Below are 25,597 nucleotides of genomic sequence, written 5' to 3'. Positions count from 1 at the left end.
CGAGGCACGCCCGGTCCAGCGGCAGTAGAAAGTGGAAAGGTCAGGCCGGCTTGAGCCAGCTCTCGGTCAGCGCGCCCCAATACGCCGCGCCGGTGAGGAGGATGTCATCGTTAAAGTCGTAGGCCGGGTTGTGCACCATCGGCCGCGACACGCCGTTGCCGATGAACAGGTAGGCGCCGGGGCAGCGTTGCAGCATCCAGGCGAAATCTTCGCTACCCATGAGTTTGGCGGTGTTGCCGTCCACGGCGTCTTCACCCACCAGCTCGACACCGACCTGGCGGGCGAACTCGGTTTCGGCGTCGTGGTTGACCAGCACCGGATAGGCCGGGCGATGTTCGATGCGTGAGGTGCAGCCGAAACTGGCGGCCTGGGATTCGATGATCCCGCGCACGCGTTCGAGGGTCTGCTCACGCACCTGGGCATTCAGCGCCCGCAGGCTCAGACGCAAAATGGCCTGCTGTGGAATGACGTTGGCCGCTTCGCCAGCTTGCAGCGCGCCCACCGTCACCACCGCCGCCTGCTGCGCATCGATGTTGCGCGCGACCACGGTTTGCAGAGCCATGACCACGCTGGACGCCGCCACCAGCGGGTCCACCGCCAGATGGGGCATTGAGCCGTGGCCACCGACACCTTCGATAGTGACGGTCAACAGATCCTGCGAAGCCATCATGGGACCGGCGCGAAAGCCCAGGTGCCCCGCCGGCAGCCCCGGCATGTTGTGCATGCCGAACAGCGCATCGCAGGGGAAACGTTCGAGCAGGCCGTCAGCGAGCATCGCCTCGGCACCGCCCTGGCCTTCTTCGGCGGGCTGGAAAATCAGGGTCAGGGTGCCGTCGAACTGACGGGTCGCCGCCAGATAGCGGGCCGCGCCCAACAGCATGGTGGTGTGGCCGTCATGCCCGCAGGCGTGCATGCAACCCCGGTGCTGGCTGCTGTAGGCCACGCCGGTGTTTTCGATGATTGGCAGCGCATCCATGTCGGCGCGTATCCCCAGCTTGCGCGAACTGCTGCCATTGCGCAGCACGCCGACCACGCCGGTCTTGCCGATGCCGGTGTGCACTTCATAGCCACATTCTTCAAGCGACCGGGCGACCAGCGCCGAGGTGCGGTTTTCCTCAAAGCCGAGTTCCGGGTGGGCGTGAATGTCCTGGCGGGTGGCGTGCAGGTCGCTGGCGACGTCGTTGAGCCAGGCAAGGATGTGCTGATGTCGGGTCATGAAATGGTCCTCGTGCCGGGTGAATTCCCGTTCTTTTTGTTCGCGGCGATTTCGCGACACATCAAGGCAGGTCGCGCTCACCGCCAGATAACCGCGAGTCGCGCACGAGGACAATCGAATGTGGTTCCACGGTGTGGAACCACAGAAGCAGGAGTACAGAAATACCTGTAGGAGCGAGCATGCTCGCGATGGTCGCCAACGATAACGCTGGCTGCCTGACACCCAACGGTGTTGTCGATTTCATCGCGAGCAGGCTCGCTCCTACAGGTCGATTATGGTGACAGGCGGCAGCCCTGGCGCTCGCCAATCCACACGGCGCTATTGCTGCGCCCCATGCCGCTGACGGTGACGCGCTTGGTCGCGGCATCATCGGTGAAACCGCTGATGGGCAACCACTGCTTCACATAACCCTGGCAGTACTGCGCATCGTTGTTCATCACATACCGACACGAACAATATTCCTTGGCGGTGTAGGCGCTGATGATGTCGGGGAATGCCCACAAGGCCACGCGCTCATGCCAGATCCAGCCAAGCAAGGCGAGCAGCAGGATCAGTAGCAGCGAACGGATTGGATGACGACGCAGAGAACCGCTCATGGCTGCACCTTGCCGGCAAAGGCCTGGCGCGCGAGTTTGAGCAGTTCGTTGTCTTGAAAACTGTCATCGCGGTCATCGGCGTAACGGACGATCACCAGGTTCTCGCTGGGGATCACGTACAACGCCTGCCCCCAATGGCCCAGCGCGGCGAAGGTGTCGTCGGGCGCGTCGGGCCAGGGCTTTGCGGCACCGTCCACTGCCCGATTGAGCCACCAATGACCTCCGGGCACCGCATCATCCTGATGGGCCCGATAACGAGCGAACGGCTCGCGGTTGAACGCGACCCAGTCCCTGGGCAGCAACTGCCGATCACCCCAGCGACCGTCGCGGGCCATCAACAGGCCGATGCGGGCCAGATCCCGTGCAGTGAGGTAGGCATAGGACGAGGCGACGAAGGTGCCCGTGGCATCGCTTTCCCAGACCGCATGACGGATGCCCAGTGGCTCGAACAAAGCGGTCCACGGATAGTCCGCATAACGGTCCGGGCCGACGATGGTTTTCAACGCGGCGGCTAACAGACCGCTGTCGCCGCTGGAATAACGAAACGCCTGCCCCGGCTCGGCGAAGTTGTCGTGGCTGGCGGTGAACGCGGCCATGTCCGGGTGGCCACGGGTATAGAGCATGGCCACCACCGAGGATTTCAGCGGGGCGTATTCGTAGTCTTCCTGCCAGTCCAGGCCCGAGGCCCAGTGCAGCAGATCGGCCATCGTCAGGTCCGGGTGCTTTTGCAGCGGTGGATAGTATTTGGCGGCCGGGTCATCGAGCTTGAACCTGCCTTCGCCATAGGCCACGCCGAGTACCGTGGCCATCAGGCTTTTGCTGATCGACCAGGTCAGGTGCGGTGTATTGGCGGTGGTCGGGCCGACGTAGCGTTCATAGATCAACTGGCCGTCGCGGATCACCAGCAAGGCGTCGGTGCGGATGCCCTGGCGAGTGGTGTCATCTCGGGGTGGGAAGGCGTAAGTCTCAAGTGCCGCAAGTGCCGGACCGGTGGTGGTCGGGCGGTTGGCCATTGTTCGGCGGGCCAGTTTTCAGCGTGTGCCGAGAGGCTGAGCAGCAGGATGAAGAGCAGGGACAAGCCTTTGGACATGGCGGGGGCTCTTGGGGATGAACCTGCTGAGCCTAGTCGACGTTGATGACAGTTCCGGGATTTGTTTTGCCCTTGAAATCGCATCGCGGGCGAGCCTTGCTCCCACAGGTTCATCGTCTGTCGCGAATATCCGATAGACGCTAAACCTGTGGGAGCAAGGCTTGCCCGCGATGGGGCCCTTCAGGCAGAAGACAATCCCGCCAACGCCTTGGCCAACCGCTTGCCCCGCGCCCCCGCCGCCAGATCCATCACCGCATGATCGCGCTGCCACATCGCCGCCCAGGCTGGCGGCCCATCGGCCAGCGCTTGATCGATCTCACCCTTGAGCATCTCGAACTGCGTAAACAACCCACCCAACAACACATGCCCCGCCGCATTGCCCGGCGCCTGTCGACTGACTTCCGCACACCCGGCCAACAGCGCCAGCAAGCGCAATTGCAAACATTGCGACCAGTCGCACTCCTGGCCAACGCCATACAACCAGGCCGTCATCGCACTGAGCACATAGATGTCTTCCAGCGTGCGGAACGGTTTGACGTAAGCATCCCAGCCATCCCCGGCCAGCAACTCGCACAGCGCGCCATCCAGAATCAACCGGCCATGGCTGACGTCCGGCATCAACGGGATCGCCGGGAGCTTTTCCACGCGCACACCCGGTTCACCGGGATAGACCACCGCAAGACTCAGACGCGGATCGTCGCCCGGTTGCTCGCTGCGAGCGGCCACCAGCAGCCAGTCGGCCGCGTCGCCCGCCGTGACGAAATCCTTGCGCCCGCTCAAGCGCAAATCACTCAGCCGAGTCTGCATATCGGCCGGTCGCAAGCTGCGTTGCTCGGTCGCGCACAGGGCACCAAGGCTGTGGGGCGCGCTCGGCCAGAGCATGCGCAACGCCGCCTGATAGCCCACCAGAAACGCCAGCCCCGGAGTCGCCATCAAGCGTCCACCGGCCACGGCCAATTCGAACGGGGTGACGTTGCCCAACAACTGCAGCAGCGTCGCGAATCCCTCGCCCAGGTCCGGTTCGGCGGGCAGGCGATCGCGGCGGTTCAACAGGGTTTGCCAGGGCATAGGAGGCTCCTTGAGGGCTGTCATATAAGCATCACCAAAGCTTAACGGCGATGACACCGGGGCTACATAGCCTGACTTTGCACAACAAGGCTGGATAAAGAAAGTCGATCCGCTGTAACCCACAGACGGGTGAGCAGCCCGCACGGAGAATCGCCATGACTCAGATCGCCCGCATCAGCGACACCGGAAGTGAACGCCGCCTGCAAGCCGAACGCCTGGTCGGCGCCCAGGCGCTGCAAGAAGCACAGGCCTTGCGTTTCAACGTATTCAGCGGCGAATTCAACGCCAAGCTGAAGGGCGCGGAGCTGGGTCTGGACATGGATGACTACGACATTCACTGCTTCCACATCGGCGTGCGCGATCTGAACACCGGGCGCCTGGTGGCGACCACTCGCCTGCTCGACTACACCGCCGCCACCACGCTGGGCAAGTTCTACAGCGAAGAAGAATTCAGCCTGCATGGCCTGATTCATCTCAAAGGCCCGATCCTGGAAATCGGCCGCACCTGCGTCGACCCGGCCTACCGCAATGGCGGCACCATCGCCGTGCTCTGGGGTGAACTGGCCGAAGTGCTGAACCAGGGCGGCTACAGCTATCTGATGGGCTGCGCGAGCATCCCGATGCAGGACGGCGGCATCCAGGCCCACGCGATCATGCAGCGTCTGCGCGAACGCTACCTGTGCACCGAACACCTGCGCGCCGAGCCGAAAAAACCACTGCCCGCGCTGGACATCCCGTCCAACGTCATCGCCGAAATGCCACCGCTGCTCAAGGCTTACATGCGCCTGGGTGCGAAGATCTGCGGCGAGCCTTGCTGGGACGAAGATTTCCAGGTGGCCGACGTGTTCATCCTGCTCAAGCGCGACGAGTTGTGCCCGCGCTACGCCAAGCACTTCAAGGCGGCCGTGTGATGCGTCGGTTGCGCGTTTACGCGCGAATCGCCCGGGTGCTGCTGGTGGTCGTGCTGGGCTTGTGCATGGCCAGTGTGTTCGGCGTGTTCGAACGCCTGGGGCTGGCCCATTCGATGGAGCGTCGCCAGCGCTGGTCGCGGTTTTTCATGGCCCGTTTGAGCAATGCCCTGCCCTTCGACATCAGGGTCCTGGGCGAACTGCCGAAGACCCCGATGCTGTGGGTCAGCAACCATGTGTCCTGGACCGACATCCCGCTGTTGGGGATGCTCACGCCGCTGTCGTTCCTGTCCAAGGCCGAGGTTCGCACCTGGCCCGTGGCGGGCTGGTTGGCGGCCAAGGCCGGCAGCCTGTTCATTCGCCGCGGCTCGGGCGACAGCCAGTTGATCCGCAAACAGATGACTCGCCATCTGCAGCAGGAACACGCGCTGCTGATGTTCCCCGAAGGCACCACCACCGACGGCCGTTCCCTGCGCACCTTCCATGGTCGCCTGTTGTCGGCGGCGATCGATTCCGAGGTGAAGTTGCAGCCGGTGGCGATCCGTTACCTGCGCAACGGCGACCCCGACATGCTGGCGCCATTCATTGGCGACGACGACCTGCTCTCGCACCTGATGCGCCTGTTTGCCAATGATCGCGGTGAGGTGGAGATTCGCTTGCTCAAGCCGATCGCCTGCGAAGGCCGTGAGCGCGCGGCACTGGCGTTTGAAGCGCAGCAGGCGGTGCAGAAGGCGTTGTTCGGGACGGTTCCGGAAACCCAAAGAGCGCCAATGCGGCCTGCGATTGCGGCCTGACACGATTCCCTTGAAGAAACACAAAATCCTGTAGGAGCGAGCCTGCTCGCGATAGCGATTCAACATTCAATGAAGATGTTGAATGGAACATCGTCATCGCGAGCAGGCTCGCTCCTACAATGGGTTTAAGGTGTTGGCGGATTCTGGGCGAACGCCTGAAGCTGCGGATAGAACAACCGGAAATCCTCGCTCAACGGCTCATACAACACCCGCAATTCCTGCATCGCCGCCGCCAGCTCTTCAGGCCGGGTCAAGCGCCGTGAAATCCCCCCCAACACCTGCTCCAGCACTTCAAATTCCCGATACGACCCCAACCAATCATTAGCCACCATGTGCGGCGCGATCCTCGCCAGGCGCTCCGGCAATTGCTGCTGGCTGGACAGCACCCGGTACACGTCCGAGGTGAACTGCTCCAGCGGGCGGTCCGCGTACTGCCGCCAGTCCCGTGCCAGGCAATGGTCGAAAAACACGTCGAGGACGATCCCCGCGTAACGCCGGCGGGTCAGGGAAAAGCGCGACAGCGAGGCATCCACCAGCGGGTGGCGGTCGGTGAAGACATCGATGCTGCGATGCAACTGGATGGCGGTTTCGATCTCCGGCTCGAACTGCCCTTGCAGCCGTCCCTTGACGAAATCGCCATACAGGCTGCCGAGCAATTGACCGGGGCGCTGGCCACCGAGATGAAGATGTGCGAGATAGTTCATGCGCGCAGCTTAGCACTGCCCCCTTGTAACGTTACAGCCAACGTATCGTTATAACCCGATATACCGATTTGCTCGGTCGTGAGATCGAAATCATATTGGCATATCGCGAAATAACGATTTAAATTTCGCTTCATCGCGATATAGCGTTTTACACATCACGAGCCCTACATCATGACCATCAATCTCGACGAAATAATAAAAGCCCTGGCGCACCCGGTACGGCGAGAAATCCTGCACTGGCTAAAAGACCCGGACGTCGAATTCCCCGATCAGTCTCACAGCAACGAGCACGGCGTGTGTGCCGGGCAGATCGATCAACGTTGCGGCCTGTCGCAGTCCACGGTGTCCGCGCACCTGGCGACCCTGCAACGCGCCGGCCTGATCAGCAGCCGCAAAGTCGGCCAGTGGCACTTCTTCAAACGTAACGAGGAAACCATCCAGGAGTTCCTCAAAACCTTCAGCAAAGAGCTCTGACCCTTTACGTCAGCAGGCCGAAAAGGAATCAAACCATGCCCCTCCCGCTACTCATATTGGCGCTAAGCGCCTTCGCCATCGGTACGACCGAATTCGTCATCATGGGCTTGCTGCCCAACGTGGCGGCTGACCTCGGTGTGTCGATCCCCGGTGCCGGCTGGCTGGTCACCGGTTATGCGTTGGGCGTGGCCATCGGTGCGCCGTTCATGGCACTGGCCACCGCCAGGCTGCCGCGCAAGGCCGCCCTGGTGGCGTTGATGGGCATTTTCATTGTCGGCAACCTGCTCTGTGCGGTGGCCACCGACTACAACGTGCTGATGTTCGCCCGGGTTGTCACCGCCCTGTGTCACGGTGCCTTCTTCGGCATCGGTTCGGTGGTCGCCGCCAGTTTGGTGCCGGCCAACAAGCGTGCGTCTGCCGTGGCCCTGATGTTCACCGGCCTGACCCTGGCCAACGTGCTGGGCGTACCGCTGGGCACCGCCCTCGGTCAGCAAGCCGGCTGGCGCTCGACCTTCTGGGCAGTGACCGTGATTGGCGTGATCGCCCTGATCGGCCTGATTCGCTTCCTGCCGGCCAAGCGCGATGAAGAGAAACTCGACATGCGTGCCGAACTGCGTGCCCTCAAAGGCGCCGGTATCTGGCTGTCCCTGAGTATGACCGCGATGTTCGCCGCCTCCGTGTTCACCCTGTTCACCTACGTCGCGCCGCTGCTGGGTGACGTCACCGGCGTCTCCCCCCGCGGCGTGACCTGGACCCTGATGCTCATCGGCCTGGGCCTGACCGTCGGCAACATCATCGGCGGCAAGCTGGCCGACAAAGGCCTGGCCGCGACGCTGATCGGCGTGTTCATCGCGATGGCCGTGGTGTCCACGGTGCTGACCTGGACCAGCGTCGCGCTGATCCCCACCGAAATCACCCTGTTCCTCTGGGCCACCGCGTGTTTCGCCGCCGTGCCTGCCCTGCAAGTCAACGTGGTGACCTACGGCAAGGCCGCACCGAACCTGGTCTCGACCCTGAACATCGGCGCCTTCAACGTCGGCAACGCCCTGGGCGCCTGGGTCGGCGGCAGCGTCATCGCCCACGGCTACGGCCTGACCAGCGTGCCCCTGGCGGCCGCTGCACTGGCGGTGTTCGCCCTGGTCCTGACCCTGATCACTTTCCGTCAGAGCGGTAATCCCGAACTGGCACCTGCTACCCACTGATCTCCATAAGAGAGCTAGTAAATGACGACGATTTTCGATCCGATCAAACTGGGCGACCTCGAGCTGTCCAACCGCATCATCATGGCCCCGCTGACCCGCTGCCGCGCCGACGAAGGCCGTGTGCCCAACGCGCTGATGGCCGAGTACTACGTGCAACGCGCCTCCGCCGGCCTGATCCTCAGCGAAGCCACCTCGGTCACCCCGATGGGCGTCGGCTACCCGGACACCCCGGGCATCTGGTCCAACGACCAGGTCCGCGGCTGGACCAACGTCACCAAGGCGATCCACGGCGCGGGCGGCAAGATCTTCCTGCAACTGTGGCACGTGGGCCGGGTGTCCCATGAGTCGTACCTGAACGGCGAAAAGCCGGTCGCCCCGAGCGCCATCCAGCCCAAAGGCCACGTCAGCCTGGTTCGCCCGCTGGCCGACTACCCAACGCCCCGCGCCCTGGAAACCGCTGAAATCGCCGACATCGTCGACGCCTACCGCGTCGGCGCGGAAAACGCCAAGGCCGCCGGTTTCGACGGCGTGGAAATCCACGGCGCCAACGGCTACCTGCTCGACCAGTTCCTGCAAAGCAGCACCAACCAGCGCACCGACCAATACGGCGGCTCCCTGGAAAACCGTGCTCGCCTGCTGCTGGAAGTGACCGACGCCGCCATCGAAGTCTGGGGCGCCGGCCGTGTCGGCGTACACCTGGCCCCGCGTGCCGACTCCCACGACATGGGCGACGACAACCTGGCCGAAACCTTCACCTACGTCGCACGTGAACTGGGCAAACGCGGCATCGCCTTCATCTGCTCCCGCGAGAAAGAAGGCGCCGACAGCCTCGGCCCGCAAATCAAGGAAGCCTTCGGCGGCCCGTACATCGTCAACGAACGCTTCACCAAGGACAGCGCCAACGCCTGGCTGGCAGCGGGCAAGGCGGATGCGGTGGCGTTTGGTATTCCGTTCATTGCCAACCCGGATCTTCCGGCGCGCTTGAAGGCGGATGCGCCGTTGAATGAGGCACGTCCTGAGCTGTTCTATGGCAAGGGGCCGGTGGGTTACATCGACTATCCGACGTTGTAATCGTCAGTCGTTGAAACGTAAAAGCCCCGGACTCGAGAGAGCCGGGGCTTTTTATTTATCGTGGGTTTGACCTGCTCTTTGTAGGAGCGAGCCTGCTCGCGATGGCGGCCTGGCAGCCGGCCATGCTTTTGTTGACGGTGTACATATCCATTTTTTTGGTAACGGCCACTTAAGGTTCCGCCCTTACGGCGGGTCACTTTCGAAGAGCGCGAAAGTAACCAAAGCGCTCGATCCCCTGACGTACGGTGCCTCGCCTAGGCTCGGCATACCCTCGCTCCGGTATTCACCCGGGGGCATCGCCTCCGGTTTGCTTCGCTGCACCTCCTCTCGATGTGTGCGGCTTCGCCGCACGGCGCTGCGCGCCTTCCCCCCGGATGAACACCTCCACTCGGCCTTCCGACGGGGCAGATCAAGATCAAGATCAAAAGCCAAAGCAAAAGCAGATCGCGGTCCCCTGTAGGAGCGAGCCTGCTCGCGATGGACGACGGAACACCGCGGGGTGTCAGGCTGCCAGCGTTATCGTTGACGACCATCGCGAGCAGGCTCGCTCCTACAGGAGGTTGGGGTACATCTGGAAGACATTGGTCGGCTGTCAGGCCGCCATCGCGGGCAAGCCTTGCTCCTACAGGGGCCGACACAAAATCCCTACAAATTACCGAGCCTGCGAACTGTCAACCTGGCAATCGTAAGTATATAAAAGCAGCCTTCTGCCGCAGCGCCCGTGAAGAACTGTTCATCTACGGCTTCAACGATTGACACCCGTAGTGGCAATTACGCATGTTGTTTCATTTACGCAGGCTGGGGCTCAAACGCAGCATGTCGATGGCGATATCGACCCAACGCTCGGCGTCGGTGTGCAGTTCGAAGCTTTCGGGGGTCAGCAACCATTGGTACAGCAGGCCGTCTATATAGGCATGGATGCTGATGGCCGCTCGGGCAGTGTCGAGGTCTGGCGGTAGTTGCCCACGATTGACGGCGTTACGCAGGGTCAGGCCGATGCGCATGTTGCAGTCGAGGCTGGCGGTCTGGCGCTGTTGGCGCAGGTCGCACATTTCATCGGTGAATTCGCACTTGTGAAACAAAATTTCATTGATGCGCCGGGTCTTGGGATCCAGTGCAACTTCATGAAACAAATGAATCAACAGACGGCGCATGCAGCCCAGGGGGTCGAGTTCGTCTTCGCTCTCGGCGGCCTTGGCCAATTCATCGAGGGGCTCGTGCAGGCTGTCGAGCATGGCCTGGACCAGATCGGCCTTGTTGCTGAAGTGCCAGTAGATGGCCCCGCGAGTGACGCCGGCCAGGGTCGCGATGTCCGCCAGCGTGGTACGGGCCACGCCCCGCTCGTAAAAGGCTTTTTCAGCCGCTTCGAGTATCTGGTTGCGGGTTTCTTGAGCTTCCTCTTTGGTGCGACGGACCATGGCAGTACAACCTCAATCAGGGTGCTTCAGCGATGTCTGAATATCCGCTGAAGAAAAGTGGGGCGAGCGTTCTGGGCTCCCGTCCCCGGGCCTACAATTCGGACCTTGCGGCGGCCTCTGTAACGGCGAGGATACCTAGCCAAGGTATTTACAAACAACCATGAACGTAAGTATATTCCTTAGCAAGCTACTTATCCACCCGGCACTCATTTTTTAACCTTCCATGTTTTCTTGAGCGTTCTCCAACGCGCCTGACCCGAGGATTTTCATGCAATTCAAGCCAGCTGTTACCGCTCTGGTCGCCGCCATTGCCCTGGCATCGCTGCTCAGCGGATGCAAAAAGGAAGAAGCGGCACCGGCCGCACCACCGCCTCAGGTCGGCGTCGTCACCCTGCAACCGCAAACGTTTACGTTGACTTCCGATCTGCCGGGCCGCACCAGTGCGTACCGCATCGCGGAAGTGCGTCCGCAGGTCAACGGCATCATTCTCAAGCGCCTGTTCAAGGAAGGCGGCGATGTGAAGGAAGGCCAGCAGCTCTACCAGATCGACCCGTCGGTTTATGAAGCGACACTGAAAAGTGCCGAAGCCAACCTGCGCTCCACCAAGTCGATCTCTGACCGCTACCAGCAACTGGTCAACGAGCAGGCTGTGAGCCGCCAGGAATACGACACCGCCGTGGCCAACCGCCTGCAGTCGGAAGCCGCCCTGCAAACCGCCCAGATCAATGTGCGCTACACCAAGGTTTACGCACCACTGTCCGGTCGTATCGGCCGTTCTTCAGTGACCGAAGGCGCGTTGGTCAGCAACGGTCAGACCGAAGCAATGGCCGTGATCCAGCAACTTGACCCGATCTACGTCGACGTGACGCAGTCCTCCGTGGAACTGCTGCAATTGCGCCGCGAACTGGAAAGCGGTCGCCTGCAAAAGGCCGGCGTCAACGCCGCCAAGGTCAAGCTGACCCTCGAAGACGGCAGCCAGTACAAACTGGACGGCAAGCTGGAGTTCTCCGAAGTCTCGGTCGACCAGACCACTGGCTCCGTGACCCTGCGTGCAGTGTTCCCGAACCCTGACCACACCCTGCTTCCGGGCATGTTCGTTCACGCCCAGTTGCAAGCCGGTGTGAACAGCGCAGCGATCCTGGCCCCGCAGCAAGGCGTGACCCGCGACCTCAAGGGCACGCCGACCGCACTGGTCGTCGGTGCCGACAACAAGGTCGAACTGCGCCAGCTCAAGGCCAGCCGTACCGTCGGCAATCAGTGGCTGATCGAAGACGGCCTGAAGGCCGGCGACCGCCTGATCACCGAAGGCCTGCAATTCGTCAAGCCAGGCATCGAAGTCAAGGCCACTGATGCAACCAACGTCGGTGCCCCTGCCGGAACCGCGAGCCCGGCACCCGCCAAGGCAGCTGAACAGGCTTCCAGCGGTAAAAAGGATTAAACCATGTCGAAATTCTTTATCGACCGTCCGATTTTCGCCTGGGTAATTGCCCTGGTGATCATGCTGGTCGGGGCACTGTCGATCCTGCGGCTGCCGATCAACCAGTACCCGAGCATTGCACCGCCGGCCATCGCCATCTCCGTGACCTATCCGGGCGCATCGGCGCAAACCGTGCAGGACACCGTGGTCCAGGTGATCGAACAGCAACTCAACGGTATCGACAACCTGCGTTATGTGTCGTCGGAAAGTAACTCCGACGGCACCATGACCATCACCGCGACCTTCGAGCAAGGCACCAACTCCGACACCGCGCAGGTTCAGGTACAGAACAAGCTGAACCTGGCCACCCCACTGTTGCCGCAAGAAGTGCAGCAGCAGGGTATCCGCGTGACCAAGGCAGTGAAAAACTTCCTGTTGGTGATCGGCGTGGTGTCCCGCGACGGCAGCATGACCAAGGACGACCTGTCCAACTACATCGTGTCCAACATGCAGGACCCGATCTCGCGTACCGCGGGTGTCGGTGACTTCCAGGTGTTCGGTTCGCAGTACGCCATGCGTATCTGGCTGGATCCGGCCAAGTTGAACAACTTCAACCTGACCCCGATCGACGTCAAGACCGCCATCGCCGCGCAAAACGTGCAGATCTCCTCCGGCCAGCTCGGCGGCCTGCCTGCGCTGCCCGGCACCCAGCTGAACGCGACGATCATCGGCAAGACCCGTCTGCAGACCGCCGAGCAGTTCAACAAGATCCTGCTCAAGGTCAACAAGGACGGTTCCCAGGTTCGCCTGAAAGATGTCGCCGAAGTCGGCCTGGGTGGCGAGAACTACAGCATCAACGCCCAGTTCAACGGCGCACCGGCTTCTGGCCTTGCGGTGAAACTGGCCAACGGTGCCAACGCCCTCGACACCGCAAAAGCCCTGCGCAAGACCATCGACAACCTCAAGCCGTTCTTCCCGCAAGGGATGGAAGTGGTGTTCCCGTACGACACCACCCCGGTGGTGACCGAATCGATCAAGGGTGTGGTTGAAACCCTGGTCGAAGCGATCGTGCTGGTGTTCCTGGTGATGTTCCTGTTCCTGCAGAACTTCCGTGCCACCGTCATCACCACGATGACCGTGCCGGTGGTATTGCTCGGTACCTTCGGCATCCTCGCGGCCGCCGGCTTCAGCATCAACACCCTGACCATGTTCGGCATGGTGCTGGCCATCGGCTTGCTGGTGGACGACGCCATCGTCGTGGTGGAAAACGTCGAACGGGTGATGAGCGAAGAAGGCCTGTCACCCAAGGAAGCCACCAAGAAATCCATGGGGCAGATCCAGGGCGCCCTGGTGGGTATCGCCCTGGTACTGTCGGCGGTACTGCTGCCGATGGCGTTCTTCAGCGGCTCCACCGGCGTGATCTACAAGCAGTTCTCGATCACCATCGTTTCGGCCATGGCCCTGTCGGTACTGGTGGCCCTGATCTTCACCCCGGCACTGTGCGCCACCATGCTCAAGGCGATTCCGAAAGGCGAGCACGGCACACCCAAACGCGGCTTCTTCGGCTGGTTCAACCGCAACTTCGACCGTGGCGTACGCAGCTACGAGCGCGGCGTGGGCAACATGCTGGCGCAGAAGGCACCGTACCTGCTGGCCTACCTCATCATCGTTGTCGGCATGATCTGGCTGTTCACCCGCATTCCGACCGCGTTCCTGCCGGAAGAAGACCAGGGCGTACTGTTCGCCCAGGTACAGACCCCGGCCGGCTCGACGTCCCAGCGCACCCAAGTGGTCGTGGACCAGATGCGTGAATTCCTGCTGCGTCCGGGCAAGGATGGCGGTGAAGGCGATGCAGTGAACTCGGTGTTTACCGTGACCGGCTTCAACTTCGCCGGCCGAGGCCAGAGCTCGGGTATGGCGTTCATCATGCTGCGCCCGTGGGACGAGCGTAACGCCGATAACAATGTGTTCAAGGTTGCGGCCCGCGCCCAGCAGCACTTCTTCACCTTCCGCGATGCGATGGTGTTCGCCTTCGCCCCGCCGGCGGTACTGGAGCTGGGTAACGCCACCGGTTTCGACGTGTTCCTGCAGGACCGCGCCGGTATCGGTCACGACAAGTTGATGGAAGCGCGCAACCAGTTCCTCGGCATGGCCGCGCAAAGCAAAGTGCTGGCGCAAGTGCGTCCGAACGGCCTGAACGACGAACCGCAGTACCAGTTGGAAATCGATGACGAGAAGGCCAGTGCCCTGGGCATTACCATCGCCGACATCAACAACACCCTGTCGATTGCCCTGGGCAGTAGCTACGTCAACGACTTCATCGACCGTGGTCGGGTGAAGAAGGTGTACGTGCAAGGCAAGCCAGGCGCGCGCATGAGTCCGGAAGACCTGCAGAAGTGGTACGTGCGTAACCGCGAAGGCACCATGGTTCCGTTCACGGCGTTCGCCAAGGGCGAGTGGATCTACGGCTCGCCGAAACTGGCCCGCTACAACGGTGTGGAAGCGATGGAAATTCTTGGTGCTCCGGCGCCGGGTTATTCCACCGGTGAAGCCATGGCCGAAGTCGAAGCCATCGCCAAGAAACTGCCAGCGGGTGTCGGTATCTCCTGGACCGGTCTGTCTTATGAGGAACGTTTGTCCGGCTCCCAGGCTCCGGCGTTGTACGCGTTGTCGCTGCTGATGGTGTTCCTGTGCCTGGCGGCGCTGTATGAAAGCTGGTCGATTCCGATTGCGGTGATGCTGGTAGTACCGCTGGGGATCATCGGTGCGCTGATGGCCACCAGCCTGCGCGGCCTGTCCAACGACGTGTACTTCCAGGTGGGCTTGTTGACGACTATCGGTCTGGCGGCGAAAAACGCGATTCTGATTGTCGAATTTGCCAAGGAGCTGCATGAACATGGGCGCAGCCTGCGCGATGCGGCGATCGAAGCCTGCCGCATGCGTCTGCGACCGATCATCATGACCTCGCTCGCGTTCGTGCTCGGCGTGGTGCCACTGGCGATCTCCACGGGCGCAGGCTCCGGTAGCCAGCATGCCATCGGTACCGGTGTGATTGGCGGTATGATCACCGCCACCGTACTGGCGATCTTCTGGGTCCCGCTGTTCTTCGTCACCGTATCGTCTTTGGGCCAGCGCAAAACCGCCAGCCAGGACGATGCCATTGAACCTTCTAAAGAGGCTGGCTAATGAGCAAGTCGCTACTTTCCCTGGCTGTTGCCGCGTTTGTGCTCGGTGGTTGCTCGCTGATTCCCGATTATCAGCAACCGCAAGCCCCGGTGGCCGATCAATATCCGCAGGGCCTGGCGTACTCGCCGGCCCAGGCGCCTGCACAGGCCGCCGCGGAGCAAGGCTGGAAGCAGTTTTTCCATGACCCGGCACTGCAACAGCTGATCCAGGTCGCCCTGGAAAACAACCGCGACCTGCGTGTCGCGGCCCTGAACATCGATGCTTTCGCCGCGCAGTACCGCATCCAGCGTGCCGACCTGTACCCGGCCGTTTCGGCCGATGGCAGCGGCAGCCGCCAGAAGATTCCGGAAAACTCCTCGCAGACCGGTCGCTCGGGCATCGTCAGCTCCTACTCGGCCACCGTCGGCATCAGCGCCTATGAACTCGACCTGTTCGGTCGGGTTCGCAGCCTGAGCGAAGAGGCCCTGCAGAAGTACTTCGCCACCGAAGAAGGCCGGCGCAGCACCCAGATCAGCCTGGTGGCCAGCGTGGCCAACGCCTACCTGACCTGGCAGGCGGACAAGGAGCTGCTGAAAGTAACCCAGGACACTCTCGCCGCGTTCGAGGAGAGCTACAGGCTAACCTCGCGCAGCAACGAAGTGGGTGTCGCCTCGGCCCTGGACCTGGCGCAGTCGCGCACCTCGGTGGAAAACGCCCGTGCACAACTGGCCAAGTACACCCGTCAGGTCGCCCAGGATGAAAACAGCCTGGTGCTGCTGCTCGGCACCGGCATACCGGCCAACCTGCAAGCGGCCCAACCGCTCAACGATGACTTGCTGAGCGAAGTACCGGCCGGCCTGCCGTCCGATTTGCTGCAGCGTCGTCCGGACATCCTGCAGGCCGAGTACAACCTCAAGGCTGCAAACGCCAATATCGGCGCCGCAAGGGCTGCGTTCTTCCCGAGCATCAGCCTGACCGCCAACGCCGGCACCCTGAGCCCGGACCTGTCCGGTCTGTTCAAGGGTGGTTCGGGCACCTGGCTGTTCCAGCCGCAGATCAACCTGCCGATCTTCAACGCCGGCAGCCTGCGCGCCAGCCTGGATTACTCGAAGATCCAGAAAGACATCGGCGTGGCGAACTACGAGAAGTCCATTCAGACGGCCTTCCAGGAAGTCGCCGACGGCCTGGCCGCGCGTGGTACCTACACCGATCAGGTACAGGCTCAGCGCAATTTGGTCAGCGCCAACCAGGACTACTACCGTCTCGCCGAGCGTCGTTATCGCATCGGTGTCGACAGCAACCTGACCTTCCTCGATGCCCAGCGTCAGTTGTTCGCTTCCCAACAGTCGCTGATCACCGACCGTCTGGCGCAGCTGATCAGCCAGGTGAACCTGTACAAGGCGCTGGGTGGTGGCTGGAACGAACAGACGGCGAAGAACGAGCCGTTGAAGGAAGAAGCGCCGAAGATGCGGATGTTCTGATAGCGCTGTGAACACAAAGAGCCCACCGACTTGGTGGGCTTTTTTGTTGCCAGCTGGAAAGGGTGTGGTGGAAGGTCTGGCCCCTTCGCGAGCAGGCTCGCTCCTACAGTTGATCCGCTTTCTCCAGAAAGAATGCGATCCATTGTAGGAGCGAGCCTGCTCGCGATGAGGCCCGCATAGTCACTACAAAACCCAAGCCAAACTTTGTTCGATAATCGCCCAAAACCCGCTTTTCCAGATTGAACCACCTAGTACATTCACATCACCATCGGCCTACAAAACCAATAACAACAGGTTCGACACCATGCCCCCGCGCCCTGCCCTGTCCGGCTGATCCCCAAGGCTTTCCCCCAACCCGTCGATTGCATGTCTGCATCCTTCCCGGCTGCGGCGCTAACCCGTTTCACCCCCAAGAATCAGAGAGACCCGAGCCCATGACGCCTTCCACCTCCCAGTATTTCGTTCCCGGCCTGATCGCCGTCGCCCTGGCCAGCACAGCCCTGCCCGCCCAAGCCGAGGAGGCAGGCTTCGTCGAAGGCGCCAAGGTCAACCTCAACCTGCGCAACTTCTACATCAACCGCAACTTCACCAACCCGACCAAGGCGCAGGGCAAGGCTGAAGAGTGGACGCAAAGCTTCATCCTCGACGCCAAGTCCGGCTTCACCCAGGGCACCGTCGGCTTTGGCATGGATGTGCTGGGGCTGTACTCGGTGAAACTCGATGGCGGCAAAGGCACCGGTGGCACGCAACTGCTGCCGCTGGACCACGACGGTCGTCCGGCGGACAACTTCGGTCGCACCAACGTGGCGTTCAAGGCGAAGCTGTCGCAAACCGAAGTGAAGGTCGGCGATTGGATGCCGGTGCTGCCGATCCTGCGCTCCGACGACGGCCGCTCGCTGCCGCAAACCTTCCGTGGCGGGCAGATCACCTCGAAGGAAATCAGCGGCCTGACGCTCTACGGCGGGCAGTTCCGTCAGAACAGCCCGCGTGACGACAGCAGCATGGACGACATGTCGATGACCGGCAAAGCCGCGTTCACCTCAGACCGCTTCAACTTCCAGGGTGGCGAGTACCTGTTCAACGAAAAGCGCACCCAGATCGGTGTATGGAATGCCGAGCTCAAGGACATCTACAGCCAGCAGTTCATCAACCTGACCCACAGCCAACCCCTTGGCGACTGGACCTTGGGCGCCAACCTCGGTTTCTTCTACGGCAAGGATGACGGCAGCGCCCGCGCCGGGGACCTGGACAACAAGACCATGTATGGCCTGTTTTCGGCGAAATACGGCGGCAACACCTTTTACGTCGGCCTGCAAAAACTCACCGGCGACAGCCCGTGGATGCGGGTCAACGGCACCAGCGGCGGCACCCTGGCCAACGACAGCTTCAACTCCAGCTACGACAACGCCCGGGAAAAATCCTGGCAGGTGCGCCACGACTACAACTTCGTCGCCCTCGGCGTGCCCGGCCTGACCCTGATGAACCGCTACATCAGCGGCGACAACGTACACACCGGCAGCATCACCGACGGCAAGGAATGGGGACGGGAAAGTGAACTGGGCTACACCGTGCAGAGCGGTGCGCTGAAGGATCTGAACGTGAAATGGCGCAACTCGACCATGCGCCGGGACTACAGCAACAACGAATTCGATGAGAACCGCGTGATCATCGGCTACCCGATCAGCCTGCTGTAAACACCGCCGCCCTCCTGTAGGAGCAAAGCTTGCCCGCGATGGCGATCTCACGGACGCCATCGCGGGCAAGCCTTGCTCCTACAGGGTTTGTTGGTGAACACAGAATCGGTGCTCACACCAAACCTTTGTGGGAGCGAGCCTGCCCGCGATGGCGTCAGATCAGGCGCCGCAAATCGCCAGGATCACTCCCGCGATTCAACCCCCAACTCATCCCACACCGACTCCGCCAGGTGGAACGTGGCGTTGGCCGCCGGAATCCCGCAGTAGATCGCGCTCTGCATGATCACTTCCTTGATCTCCCCCCGGCTGACGCCATTGTTAGCGGCGGCGCGCAGGTGCAGTTTCAGTTCACCTTCGCGGTTCATGCCGATCAGCATGGCGATGGTGATCAGGCTGCGGGTGTGGCGCGGCAGGCCCGGGCGGGTCCAGATGTCACCCCAGGCATGGCGGGTGATCATCTCCTGGAACTCCGAGTTGAACTCGGTCAGGGTGCTCAGGCTGCGGTCGACGTGAGCATCGCCCAGCACCGCGCGACGCACGTTCATGCCTTCGTCGTAACGTTGTTTCTCGTCCACGAAAATCCCCTCTCAACGAGCCGTCAGAAACGCCAGTACACGCTCGCTGAACGCGTTGCCTGCCTGAACGTTGGACAAGTGCGCGGCATAGAACTCGGCGTATTCGGCACCCGACACATGCTCCTGGATGAAATGCCCGCCAGACGGTGGCGTGACCGCATCGTGAGAGCCGGCAATCACCAGCAACGGTGCCTTGATCGACGACAATTGATCGCGGAAATCGGCATCGCGCACTGCTGCGCAATTGGCCGCATAACCTTCAGGCGAAGTGGCCGCCAGCATGTCGGTGATCTGCTTGGCCGCCGCCGGGTTGGCTTCGGAGAAGTCCGGGGTGAACCAGCGGGCGATCGACGCGTCACGAAGCGCCACCATGGCCGCCGGGCCATCACGCAGCACGGTTTCGATGCGCGGGTTCCAGATCGACGGATCGCCGATTTTCGCCGCGGTGTTGCACACGATCAGTTTGTTCAGGCGCTCAGGGGCGTTGATACCCAACCATTGGCCGATCAGACCGCCCATGGACAGCCCGCAGAAATGCGCGCGCTCGATGTGCAAGGCATCCAGCAGCGCCAGCACGTCGTGGCCCAGTTGCTCGATGCTGTACGGCCCGGGGGTTACCAGCGATTTGCCATGGCCACGGGTGTCGAAACGCAGCACCCGGAAATGCTCGCTGAACGCCGGAATTTGCGCGTCCCACATGTGCAGGTCGGTGCCCAGGGAGTTGGACAGCACCAGCACCGGCGCATCCACCGGGCCGTCAATTTGGTAATGCAGTTCGCCATCGGCGAGTTGTACGAAAGCCACAGCAATCTCCTTCAGGCAGTCAATGCAGAATGTTCAGCCACCGCTCGCTCGACCCAGGTACGGGCCTGACCGAGGTAATGGGCGGGGTCCAGCAGATGATCGAGTTCTTGTGCCGACAGTTCGGCGGTTACTTGCGGTTCGTCGCCGAGCACGGCGCGCAGATGACGCTGTTCGGCCACGGCGCGTTTGCAGCATTGCTCCAGCAGATGATGCGCGGTATCGCGCCCTACCCGCTGCGCCAGCACGATGCTCACCGCTTCGGCGAGCACCAGGCCCTGAGTCAAATCGAGGTTGCGCGCCATGCGCTCGGCATCCACTTCCAGGCCACCGGCCACCAGCAGCGCCTGCTTGAGGCTGCCGGACACCAGGCAGCAAATCTCCGGCAAGGTTTCCCACTCGGCGTGCCACAGGCCCAGGCTGCGCTCGTGTTCCTGGGGCATGGCACTGAACAAAGTCGAGAGCAGGCCGGGCACGCGGGTCGCGGCGCCGATCAGCACGGCCGCACCCACCGGGTTGCGCTTGTGCGGCATGGTCGAGGAACCGCCCTTGCCCGGCGCCGACGGTTCGAACACTTCGCCCGCTTCGGTCTGCATCAACAGGCTGATGTCGCGGCCGAGTTTGCCAAGACTGCCGGCGATCAAACCCAGAACAGAGCCGAACTCCACCAAACGATCACGCTGGGTGTGCCACGGTTGATCAGGCAGGCTCAGTTGCAGTTCTTCGGCCAGCGCCTGGGCAATCGGCATCGCCTTGTCGCCCAGGGCCGCGAGGGTGCCGGATGCGCCGCCGAACTGCAGCACCAACAGGCGCGGCTTGAGTTCTTGCAGACGCTGGCGACTGCGGGTCACCGCCCCCAGCCAACCGGCGATTTTCATGCCGAGGGTGACCGGTGTCGCGTGTTGCAGCCAGGTACGCCCGGCCAGCGGTGTCGCCACATAACGTTCGGCTTGGTTAGCCAGTGTTTGTCCCAGCTGCGCCAGATCGCTGTCGATCAGTTCCAGCGCCCGGCGCAGTTGCAGCACCAGGCCGCTGTCCATCACGTCCTGGCTGGTTGCGCCCAGATGCACATAACGTTCGGCCTCGGCATCGTTGGCCGCAATCTGCTTGCCCAATGCCTTGACCAGCGGAATCGCCGAGTTGCCGGCAATGGCAATCGCTTCGCCGAGGGCGGCAAAATCAAAATGCCCGGCCTGGCAGGCGGATTCGATGGGGGCCACGGCGCTCTGCGGAATCAATCCGACCCGCGCTTCGGCCCGGGCCAGCGCCGCTTCGAAGTCGAGCATGGCCTGGACCCGGCCCTGATCGCTGAACACCTCACGCATATCGCGGGCAGTGAAATAGGCATCGAACAATTGATTGCCCGGTCGCTGGTTCATAAACAGTCCCTGGAGGCGCGGGCCCGCCAGGGCCCGCGTATGGATCAAAGGTCGTGGTGCAGGTATTTGGCTTGTTTCGGCAGGCGCAGGCTGAACAGGAAGGCAATCGCCATCATCACCGTCACGTACCAGTAGAAGGAGTTTTCCATGCCGCCGGCCTTGAGGCTAAGGGCCACGTATTCCGCCGAGCCACCGAAGATCGCGTTCGCCACCGCATACGCCAGGCCAACGCCCAGTGCGCGCACTTCCGGCGGGAACATTTCGGCTTTTACCAGGCCGCTGATCGAGGTGTAGAAACTGACGATCGCCAGGGCCAGGGTGATCAGCACGAAGGCCAGGAACGGGCTGCCGACACTTTTCAGGCTCAGCAGGATCGGTACGGTGCACAACGTCCCGAGGGCGCCGAACCAGAGCATCGAGTTACGCCGGCCGATCTTGTCGGCGAGCATGCCGAACAACGGCTGCATGCACATATAGAGAAAGAGCGCGCCGGTCATGATGTAGCTGGCGGTCTTGGCGGGCATGCCGGCGGTGTTCACCAGGTACTTCTGCATGTACGTGGTGAAGGTGTAGAAAATCAGCGAGCCACCGGCGGTGTAACCCAGCACGGTAATAAAGGCGGCTTTATGGTCACGGAACAATGCGCCGATGCTGCCGGCGTCCTTATTCTCACGCATTTCCTTGCTGGTGGTTTCTTTCAGCGAACGACGCAGGTACAGCGAAACCAGTGCCGCACACGCACCGACCACGAATGGAATCCGCCAGCCGTAGGCGCGCAACTCCTCTTCGGACAGGAACTGCTGCAGGATCACCACCACCAGCACCGCCAGCAATTGCCCACCGATCAGCGTCACGTACTGGAACGAGGCGAAGAAACCGCGCTGGCCCTTGAGGGCCACCTCACTCATGTACGTGGCCGTGGTGCCGTATTCACCGCCCACGGACAAGCCCTGGAGCAAACGGGCGAACAGCAACAGGATCGGTGCCCAGATACCAATGCTGCTGTAGGTCGGCAGGCAAGCAATGAGCAACGAGCCAAAACACATCATCAAAATCGAAATCAGCATCGAGTTCTTGCGGCCGTGCCGATCGGCGACGCGGCCGAAGATCCAACCGCCGATCGGGCGCATCAGGAACCCGGCGGCAAACACGCCCGCGGTGTTTACAAGCTGCACCGTGGGATTGTCGGAAGGGAAAAAGGCCGGCGCGAAATACAGTGCGCTGAAGGCGTAGACATAGAAGTCGAACCATTCGACGAGGTTGCCGGACGAAGCACCGACAATGGCAAAGATCCGTTTGCGGCGCTCTTCGCCTGTGTAAAGCGCGGGTGATGCGGTTGGCGTTGTCATTGTTTTTCACTCAATGGGGACAGTGAGAGTCTAGACATACTTTGCAACAGTCCCGTTCCACAGATACAGCATCAACACGATTCCCTCATGGGAAATCCCTCCCTTGTAGGAGCGAGCCTGCTCGCGATCGCGGTGTGTCAGTGACATCAGAGCTGACTGACACACTGCGATCGCGAGCAGGCTCGCTCCTACAGGGGGGAAGTGCAGTCCATCAGACGCGTTCGATCGCCAGTGCCAGACCCTGGCCGACGCCGACACACATCGTCGCCAGGCCTTTCTTGCCACCGGTTTTCTCCAACTGATGCAGCGCCGTCAGTACCAGACGAGCGCCGCTCATACCCAGTGGATGGCCAAGGGCAATTGCGCCACCGTTCGGGTTGACCTGCGGTGCGTCGTCGGCGATCCCCAGCTCACGCAACACCGCCAGACCCTGGCTGGCAAACGCTTCGTTGAGTTCGATCACGTCGAAATCGCCGACCGCCACACCCAGGCGCTCGGTCAGTTTGCGCACGGCCGGCACCGGGCCGATGCCCATCACGCGCGGTGCAACACCGGCGCTGGCCATGCCCAACACTTTGGCGCGGGCGGTCAGGCCGTGTTTTTTCACCGCTTCCGCCGAAGCGAGGATCAAGGCGGCAGCGCCGTCGTTCACGCCGGAAGCGTTGCCGGCGGTGACGGTTTTGTCCGGGCCGTTGACCGGCTTCAACTTGGTCAGGGCTTCCAGGGTGGTGTCGGCGCGAGGATGCTCGTCCTGGCTGACCACGGTTTCACCCTTCTTGTGGGCAATGCGTACTTCGACGATTTCTTCGGAAAAGAAGCCGGCAGCCTGGGCGACGGCGGTGCGTTGCTGGCTGCGCAGGGCGAAGGCGTCCTGGTCGGCGCGGGAGACCTTGTAGTCGTCAGCCACGTTGTCGGCGGTCTGCGGCATCGCGTCCACGCCGTACTGGGCTTTCATCAGCGGGTTGATGAAGCGCCAGCCGATGGTGGTGTCTTCGAGCTTCATGTTGCGCGAGAACGAGGCGTCGGCCTTGCCCATCACGAACGGTGCACGGGACATCGACTCGACGCCACCGGCAATCGCCAGCTCCATCTCGCCACTGGCGATGGCGCGGAAAGCGGTGCCAATCGCGTCCATGCCCGAAGCGCAGAGGCGGTTGAGGGTCACGCCCGGAATGGTTTCCGGCAGACCGGCCAGCAGCAGCGCCATGCGCGCCACGTTGCGGTTGTCTTCACCGGCCTGGTTGGCGCAGCCGAGGAACACCTCGTCCACCGCCGTCCAGTCCACCGACGGATTGCGCTCCATCAGCGCCTTGATCGGCACGGCGGCCAGGTCGTCGGCGCGGACCGCCGACAGGCCGCCGCCGAAGCGGCCGATGGGGGTGCGAATCGCGTCGCAGATATAGACGTCACGCATCACGCTTCTCCAGGGGCTTGGCCGTGGGCGGCAGCGGTACGGGCTTCCAGGTCACGCAGCGCGGTCAGCTCGACTTCAGTCGGCTCGGCGGTCACGGCAACGCTGTCGGCGAAACGGATCGGCCAGCCGGTGGCGGCAACCACTTGCTCGCGGGTCACGCCCGGGTGCAGTGCGGTGACCACGAATTCGTTGGTGCCGGCTTCCGGCTCCATGGTGCACAGGTCGGTGATGATCCCCACTGGCCCTGCGCCTGGCAGACCGAGACGCTTGCGCGAGTCGCCGCCTTCGCCGTGGCCGACCGAGGTGATGAAGTCCAGCTTGTCGACGAACGAACGCGCCGATTGCTTGAGGATGATCAGCACGCTCTTGGCGGAACCGGCAATCTCCGGTGCACCGCCAGCGCCCGGCAGACGGACTTTCGGCGAGTGGTAATCGCCAACCACGGTGGTGTTGATGTTGCCGAAGCGGTCGACCTGGGCGGCGCCGAGGAAGCCGACGTCGATGCGACCGCCCTGCAGCCAGTAGCGGAAAATCTCGCCAGTCGGCACCACGGTGTCGGCAGTTTCCGCCAGTTCACCGTCACCGATCGACAGTGGCAGCACGCTTGGCTTGGCGCCGATCGGGCCCGACTCGTAGATCAGGACCACGTCGGGCGAAGACGTCAGGCGGGCCAGGTTGGCCGCTTTGGATGGCAGGCCGATGCCCACGAAGCACACCGAGCCGTTCTTCAGGCGACGGGCAGCGGCGACGGTCATCATTTCATTGGTGGTGTAAGTCATTACTTCGCCTCCGAAGCGGCGGCCAGCTTGGCCTTGAACTCGCTGAAGTCAGCGCTGCCGTGGATGAATTCGTTGATCCACGCGGTGAAGGTTTCACGGTCGCGGGCAATCGGGTCCCAGGCCTGGTAGAAGCGGTTGTCACGCTCGTTGTAACCGTGGGCGTAGGACGGATGCGCGCCGCCCGGTACGTGGCAGACCGCGCTCAGGGCCCAGGTCGGCAGGACGCAGGAGTTCATCGGCGCATTGAGGTCGTCGACGATTTCTTCAACGGTGACGATGCAGCGCTTGGCGGCCAGCACGGCTTCTTTCTGCACGCCGAGAATGCCCCACAGCAGCACGTTGCCCTTGCGGTCGGCTTTCTGCGCGTGGATCACGGTGACGTCCGGGCGCACCGAAGGCACGGCAGCCAGCACTTCGCCGGTGAACGGGCAGGTGACGGACTTGATCAGCGGGTTGACCTTCGGCAGGTCGGAACCGGCGTAGGCACGCAGCACCGCGAACGGCAGGCCGGAAGCGCCGGCAACGTAGGCGTTGGCCAGGTCGGCGTGGCTGTGTTCTTCGATTTCCAGCGCATGCGGCCACTGCTTCTCGACGGCGTCACGCAGACGGTGCAGGGAACCGACGCCCGGGTTGCCGCCCCAGGAGAACACCAGCTTGCGAGCACAACCGGCACCGATCAACTGGTCGTAGATCAGGTCAGGCGTCATCCGTACCAGGGTCAGGTCTTTCTTGCCCTGACGAATGATTTCGTGACCCGCCGCCGTTGGGATCAGGTGGGTGAAGCCTTCGAGCGCGACGGTATCGCCGTCATTCACGAATTGCTTCACCGCGTCGTGCAGCGAAAGAATCTCAGCCATTTGGGGCAGGCTCCCGTTTGTTGTTAACCGACAGTGGAAAAAGGCGCCGATGCGCAGCGCCGGATGACTGAAGATTAAGCCTGTGAAAAACCTCAAACAATCCGATAATCGACTGAGCGTTCGATTATCGAACACATTGTTACGC

General features: G+C 62.2%; 21 protein-coding genes and 1 pseudogene. 9 read left to right on the top strand and 13 right to left on the bottom strand.

Going from position 1 to position 25,597, the window contains the following annotated elements; genetic code table 11:
- Nucleotides 1-40 precede the first annotated feature (40 nt).
- The 4 genes and pseudogenes from DKY63_RS26290 to DKY63_RS26275 all read right to left on the bottom strand — a co-directional run bounded on the left by DKY63_RS26290 (nt 41) and on the right by DKY63_RS26275 (nt 3,970).
- Nucleotides 41-1,216, bottom strand: a complete 1,176-nt coding sequence (locus DKY63_RS26290) for a M20 aminoacylase family protein (protein WP_110967985.1) — start codon at nt 1,214-1,216, stop codon at nt 41-43.
- 272 nt (nt 1,217-1,488) lie between these two features.
- On the bottom strand, nt 1,489-1,812 hold the full coding sequence (locus DKY63_RS26285) for an amidase (RefSeq protein ID WP_110966790.1): 324 nt from the start codon (nt 1,810-1,812) through the stop codon (nt 1,489-1,491).
- Nucleotides 1,809-2,902 (bottom strand): annotated as a pseudogene (locus tag DKY63_RS26280) (serine hydrolase domain-containing protein). Before DKY63_RS26280 ends, DKY63_RS26285 begins: the two are co-directional and overlap by 4 nt.
- A gap of 180 nt (nt 2,903-3,082) precedes the next feature.
- Nucleotides 3,083-3,970 (bottom strand): acyl-CoA dehydrogenase family protein, encoded by an 888-nt coding sequence (locus DKY63_RS26275; protein WP_110966789.1) that lies wholly within the window; start codon nt 3,968-3,970, stop codon nt 3,083-3,085.
- A 155-nt stretch (nt 3,971-4,125) separates the two neighbouring features.
- Between DKY63_RS26275 and olsB the strand changes: the two genes are divergently transcribed.
- Both olsB and DKY63_RS26265 read left to right on the top strand, forming a co-directional pair.
- Complete coding sequence (gene olsB, locus DKY63_RS26270; RefSeq protein ID WP_110966788.1) at nt 4,126-4,881, top strand: L-ornithine N(alpha)-acyltransferase; 756 nt, start codon at nt 4,126-4,128, stop codon at nt 4,879-4,881.
- Entirely contained in the window at nt 4,881-5,672 is a 792-nt protein-coding gene (locus DKY63_RS26265; protein WP_110966787.1) for a lysophospholipid acyltransferase family protein, read from the top strand. The genes olsB and DKY63_RS26265 overlap by 1 nt, the downstream gene beginning before the upstream one ends.
- A gap of 125 nt (nt 5,673-5,797) precedes the next feature.
- On the opposite strand, the gene DKY63_RS26260 is transcribed toward DKY63_RS26265, so the two are convergent.
- Nucleotides 5,798-6,376, bottom strand: a complete 579-nt coding sequence (locus tag DKY63_RS26260) for an ACP phosphodiesterase (RefSeq protein ID WP_110966786.1) — start codon at nt 6,374-6,376, stop codon at nt 5,798-5,800.
- A gap of 171 nt (nt 6,377-6,547) precedes the next feature.
- Here DKY63_RS26260 and DKY63_RS26255 point away from each other — a divergent pair, with 171 nt between their 5' ends.
- The 3 genes from DKY63_RS26255 to DKY63_RS26245 are packed head-to-tail and all read left to right on the top strand — an operon-like array spanning nt 6,548 to nt 9,123.
- Entirely contained in the window at nt 6,548-6,850 is a 303-nt protein-coding gene (locus tag DKY63_RS26255) for an ArsR/SmtB family transcription factor (RefSeq protein ID WP_110966785.1), read from the top strand.
- Nucleotides 6,851-6,885: 35 nt separating this feature from the next.
- A complete protein-coding gene (locus DKY63_RS26250) occupies nt 6,886-8,052 on the top strand; it encodes an MFS transporter (protein ID WP_110966784.1) in 1,167 nt (388 codons plus the stop codon).
- Between the two features lie 21 nt (nt 8,053-8,073).
- The gene (locus DKY63_RS26245) at nt 8,074-9,123 is read left to right on the top strand and encodes an alkene reductase (RefSeq protein ID WP_110966783.1); all 1,050 of its coding nucleotides are present in this window, start codon (nt 8,074-8,076) and stop codon (nt 9,121-9,123) included.
- A 785-nt stretch (nt 9,124-9,908) separates the two neighbouring features.
- Here DKY63_RS26245 and DKY63_RS26240 read toward each other — a convergent pair.
- Nucleotides 9,909-10,541 (bottom strand): TetR family transcriptional regulator, encoded by a 633-nt coding sequence (locus DKY63_RS26240; RefSeq protein ID WP_110966782.1) that lies wholly within the window; start codon nt 10,539-10,541, stop codon nt 9,909-9,911.
- 268 nt (nt 10,542-10,809) lie between these two features.
- On the opposite strand from DKY63_RS26240, the gene DKY63_RS26235 reads away from it, so the two are divergent.
- From DKY63_RS26235 to DKY63_RS26220, 4 genes are all read left to right on the top strand, one after another.
- Nucleotides 10,810-11,979 (top strand): efflux RND transporter periplasmic adaptor subunit, encoded by a 1,170-nt coding sequence (locus DKY63_RS26235; protein ID WP_110966781.1) that lies wholly within the window; start codon nt 10,810-10,812, stop codon nt 11,977-11,979.
- A gap of 3 nt (nt 11,980-11,982) precedes the next feature.
- Nucleotides 11,983-15,144, top strand: coding sequence for an efflux RND transporter permease subunit EmhB (emhB, locus tag DKY63_RS26230; RefSeq protein ID WP_110966780.1), 3,162 nt, complete (start codon nt 11,983-11,985; stop codon nt 15,142-15,144).
- Entirely contained in the window at nt 15,144-16,604 is a 1,461-nt protein-coding gene (emhC, locus tag DKY63_RS26225; protein WP_110966779.1) for an efflux RND transporter outer membrane subunit EmhC, read from the top strand. Before emhB ends, emhC begins: the two co-directional genes overlap by 1 nt.
- Nucleotides 16,605-17,038: 434 nt before the next feature.
- Nucleotides 17,039-18,298, top strand: a complete 1,260-nt coding sequence (locus DKY63_RS26220; RefSeq protein ID WP_110966778.1) for an OprD family porin — start codon at nt 17,039-17,041, stop codon at nt 18,296-18,298.
- A gap of 182 nt (nt 18,299-18,480) precedes the next feature.
- Here DKY63_RS26220 and pcaC read toward each other — a convergent pair whose 3' ends face one another.
- From pcaC to DKY63_RS26180, 7 genes are all read right to left on the bottom strand, one after another.
- Entirely contained in the window at nt 18,481-18,873 is a 393-nt protein-coding gene (gene pcaC / locus DKY63_RS26215) for a 4-carboxymuconolactone decarboxylase (RefSeq protein ID WP_110966777.1), read from the bottom strand.
- A gap of 12 nt (nt 18,874-18,885) precedes the next feature.
- Entirely contained in the window at nt 18,886-19,677 is a 792-nt protein-coding gene (pcaD, locus tag DKY63_RS26210) for a 3-oxoadipate enol-lactonase (RefSeq protein WP_110966776.1), read from the bottom strand.
- Between the two features lie 11 nt (nt 19,678-19,688).
- Complete coding sequence (locus tag DKY63_RS26205; protein WP_110966775.1) at nt 19,689-21,053, bottom strand: 3-carboxy-cis,cis-muconate cycloisomerase; 1,365 nt, start codon at nt 21,051-21,053, stop codon at nt 19,689-19,691.
- A gap of 44 nt (nt 21,054-21,097) precedes the next feature.
- A complete protein-coding gene (locus DKY63_RS26200; protein ID WP_110966774.1) occupies nt 21,098-22,402 on the bottom strand; it encodes an MFS family transporter in 1,305 nt (434 codons plus the stop codon).
- A gap of 211 nt (nt 22,403-22,613) precedes the next feature.
- Nucleotides 22,614-23,819 carry a 3-oxoadipyl-CoA thiolase gene (gene pcaF / locus DKY63_RS26190; protein ID WP_204354260.1) on the bottom strand — a complete coding sequence of 402 codons (1,206 nt, stop codon included), beginning with the start codon at nt 23,817-23,819 and terminating at the stop codon, nt 22,614-22,616.
- A complete protein-coding gene (locus DKY63_RS26185) occupies nt 23,816-24,595 on the bottom strand; it encodes a CoA-transferase subunit beta (RefSeq protein WP_110966771.1) in 780 nt (259 codons plus the stop codon). The genes pcaF and DKY63_RS26185 overlap by 4 nt, the downstream gene beginning before the upstream one ends.
- Complete coding sequence (locus tag DKY63_RS26180) at nt 24,595-25,452, bottom strand: CoA transferase subunit A (RefSeq protein ID WP_110966770.1); 858 nt, start codon at nt 25,450-25,452, stop codon at nt 24,595-24,597. Before DKY63_RS26180 ends, DKY63_RS26185 begins: the two co-directional genes overlap by 1 nt.
- Nucleotides 25,453-25,597 lie beyond the last annotated feature (145 nt).

This window comes from Pseudomonas putida (assembly GCF_003228315.1).
Taxonomy (GTDB): Bacteria; Pseudomonadota; Gammaproteobacteria; order Pseudomonadales; family Pseudomonadaceae; genus Aquipseudomonas; species Aquipseudomonas putida_S.
Note: the sequence above shows the minus strand (reverse complement) of the source record. Positions and strands in the feature narration are given on the sequence as shown.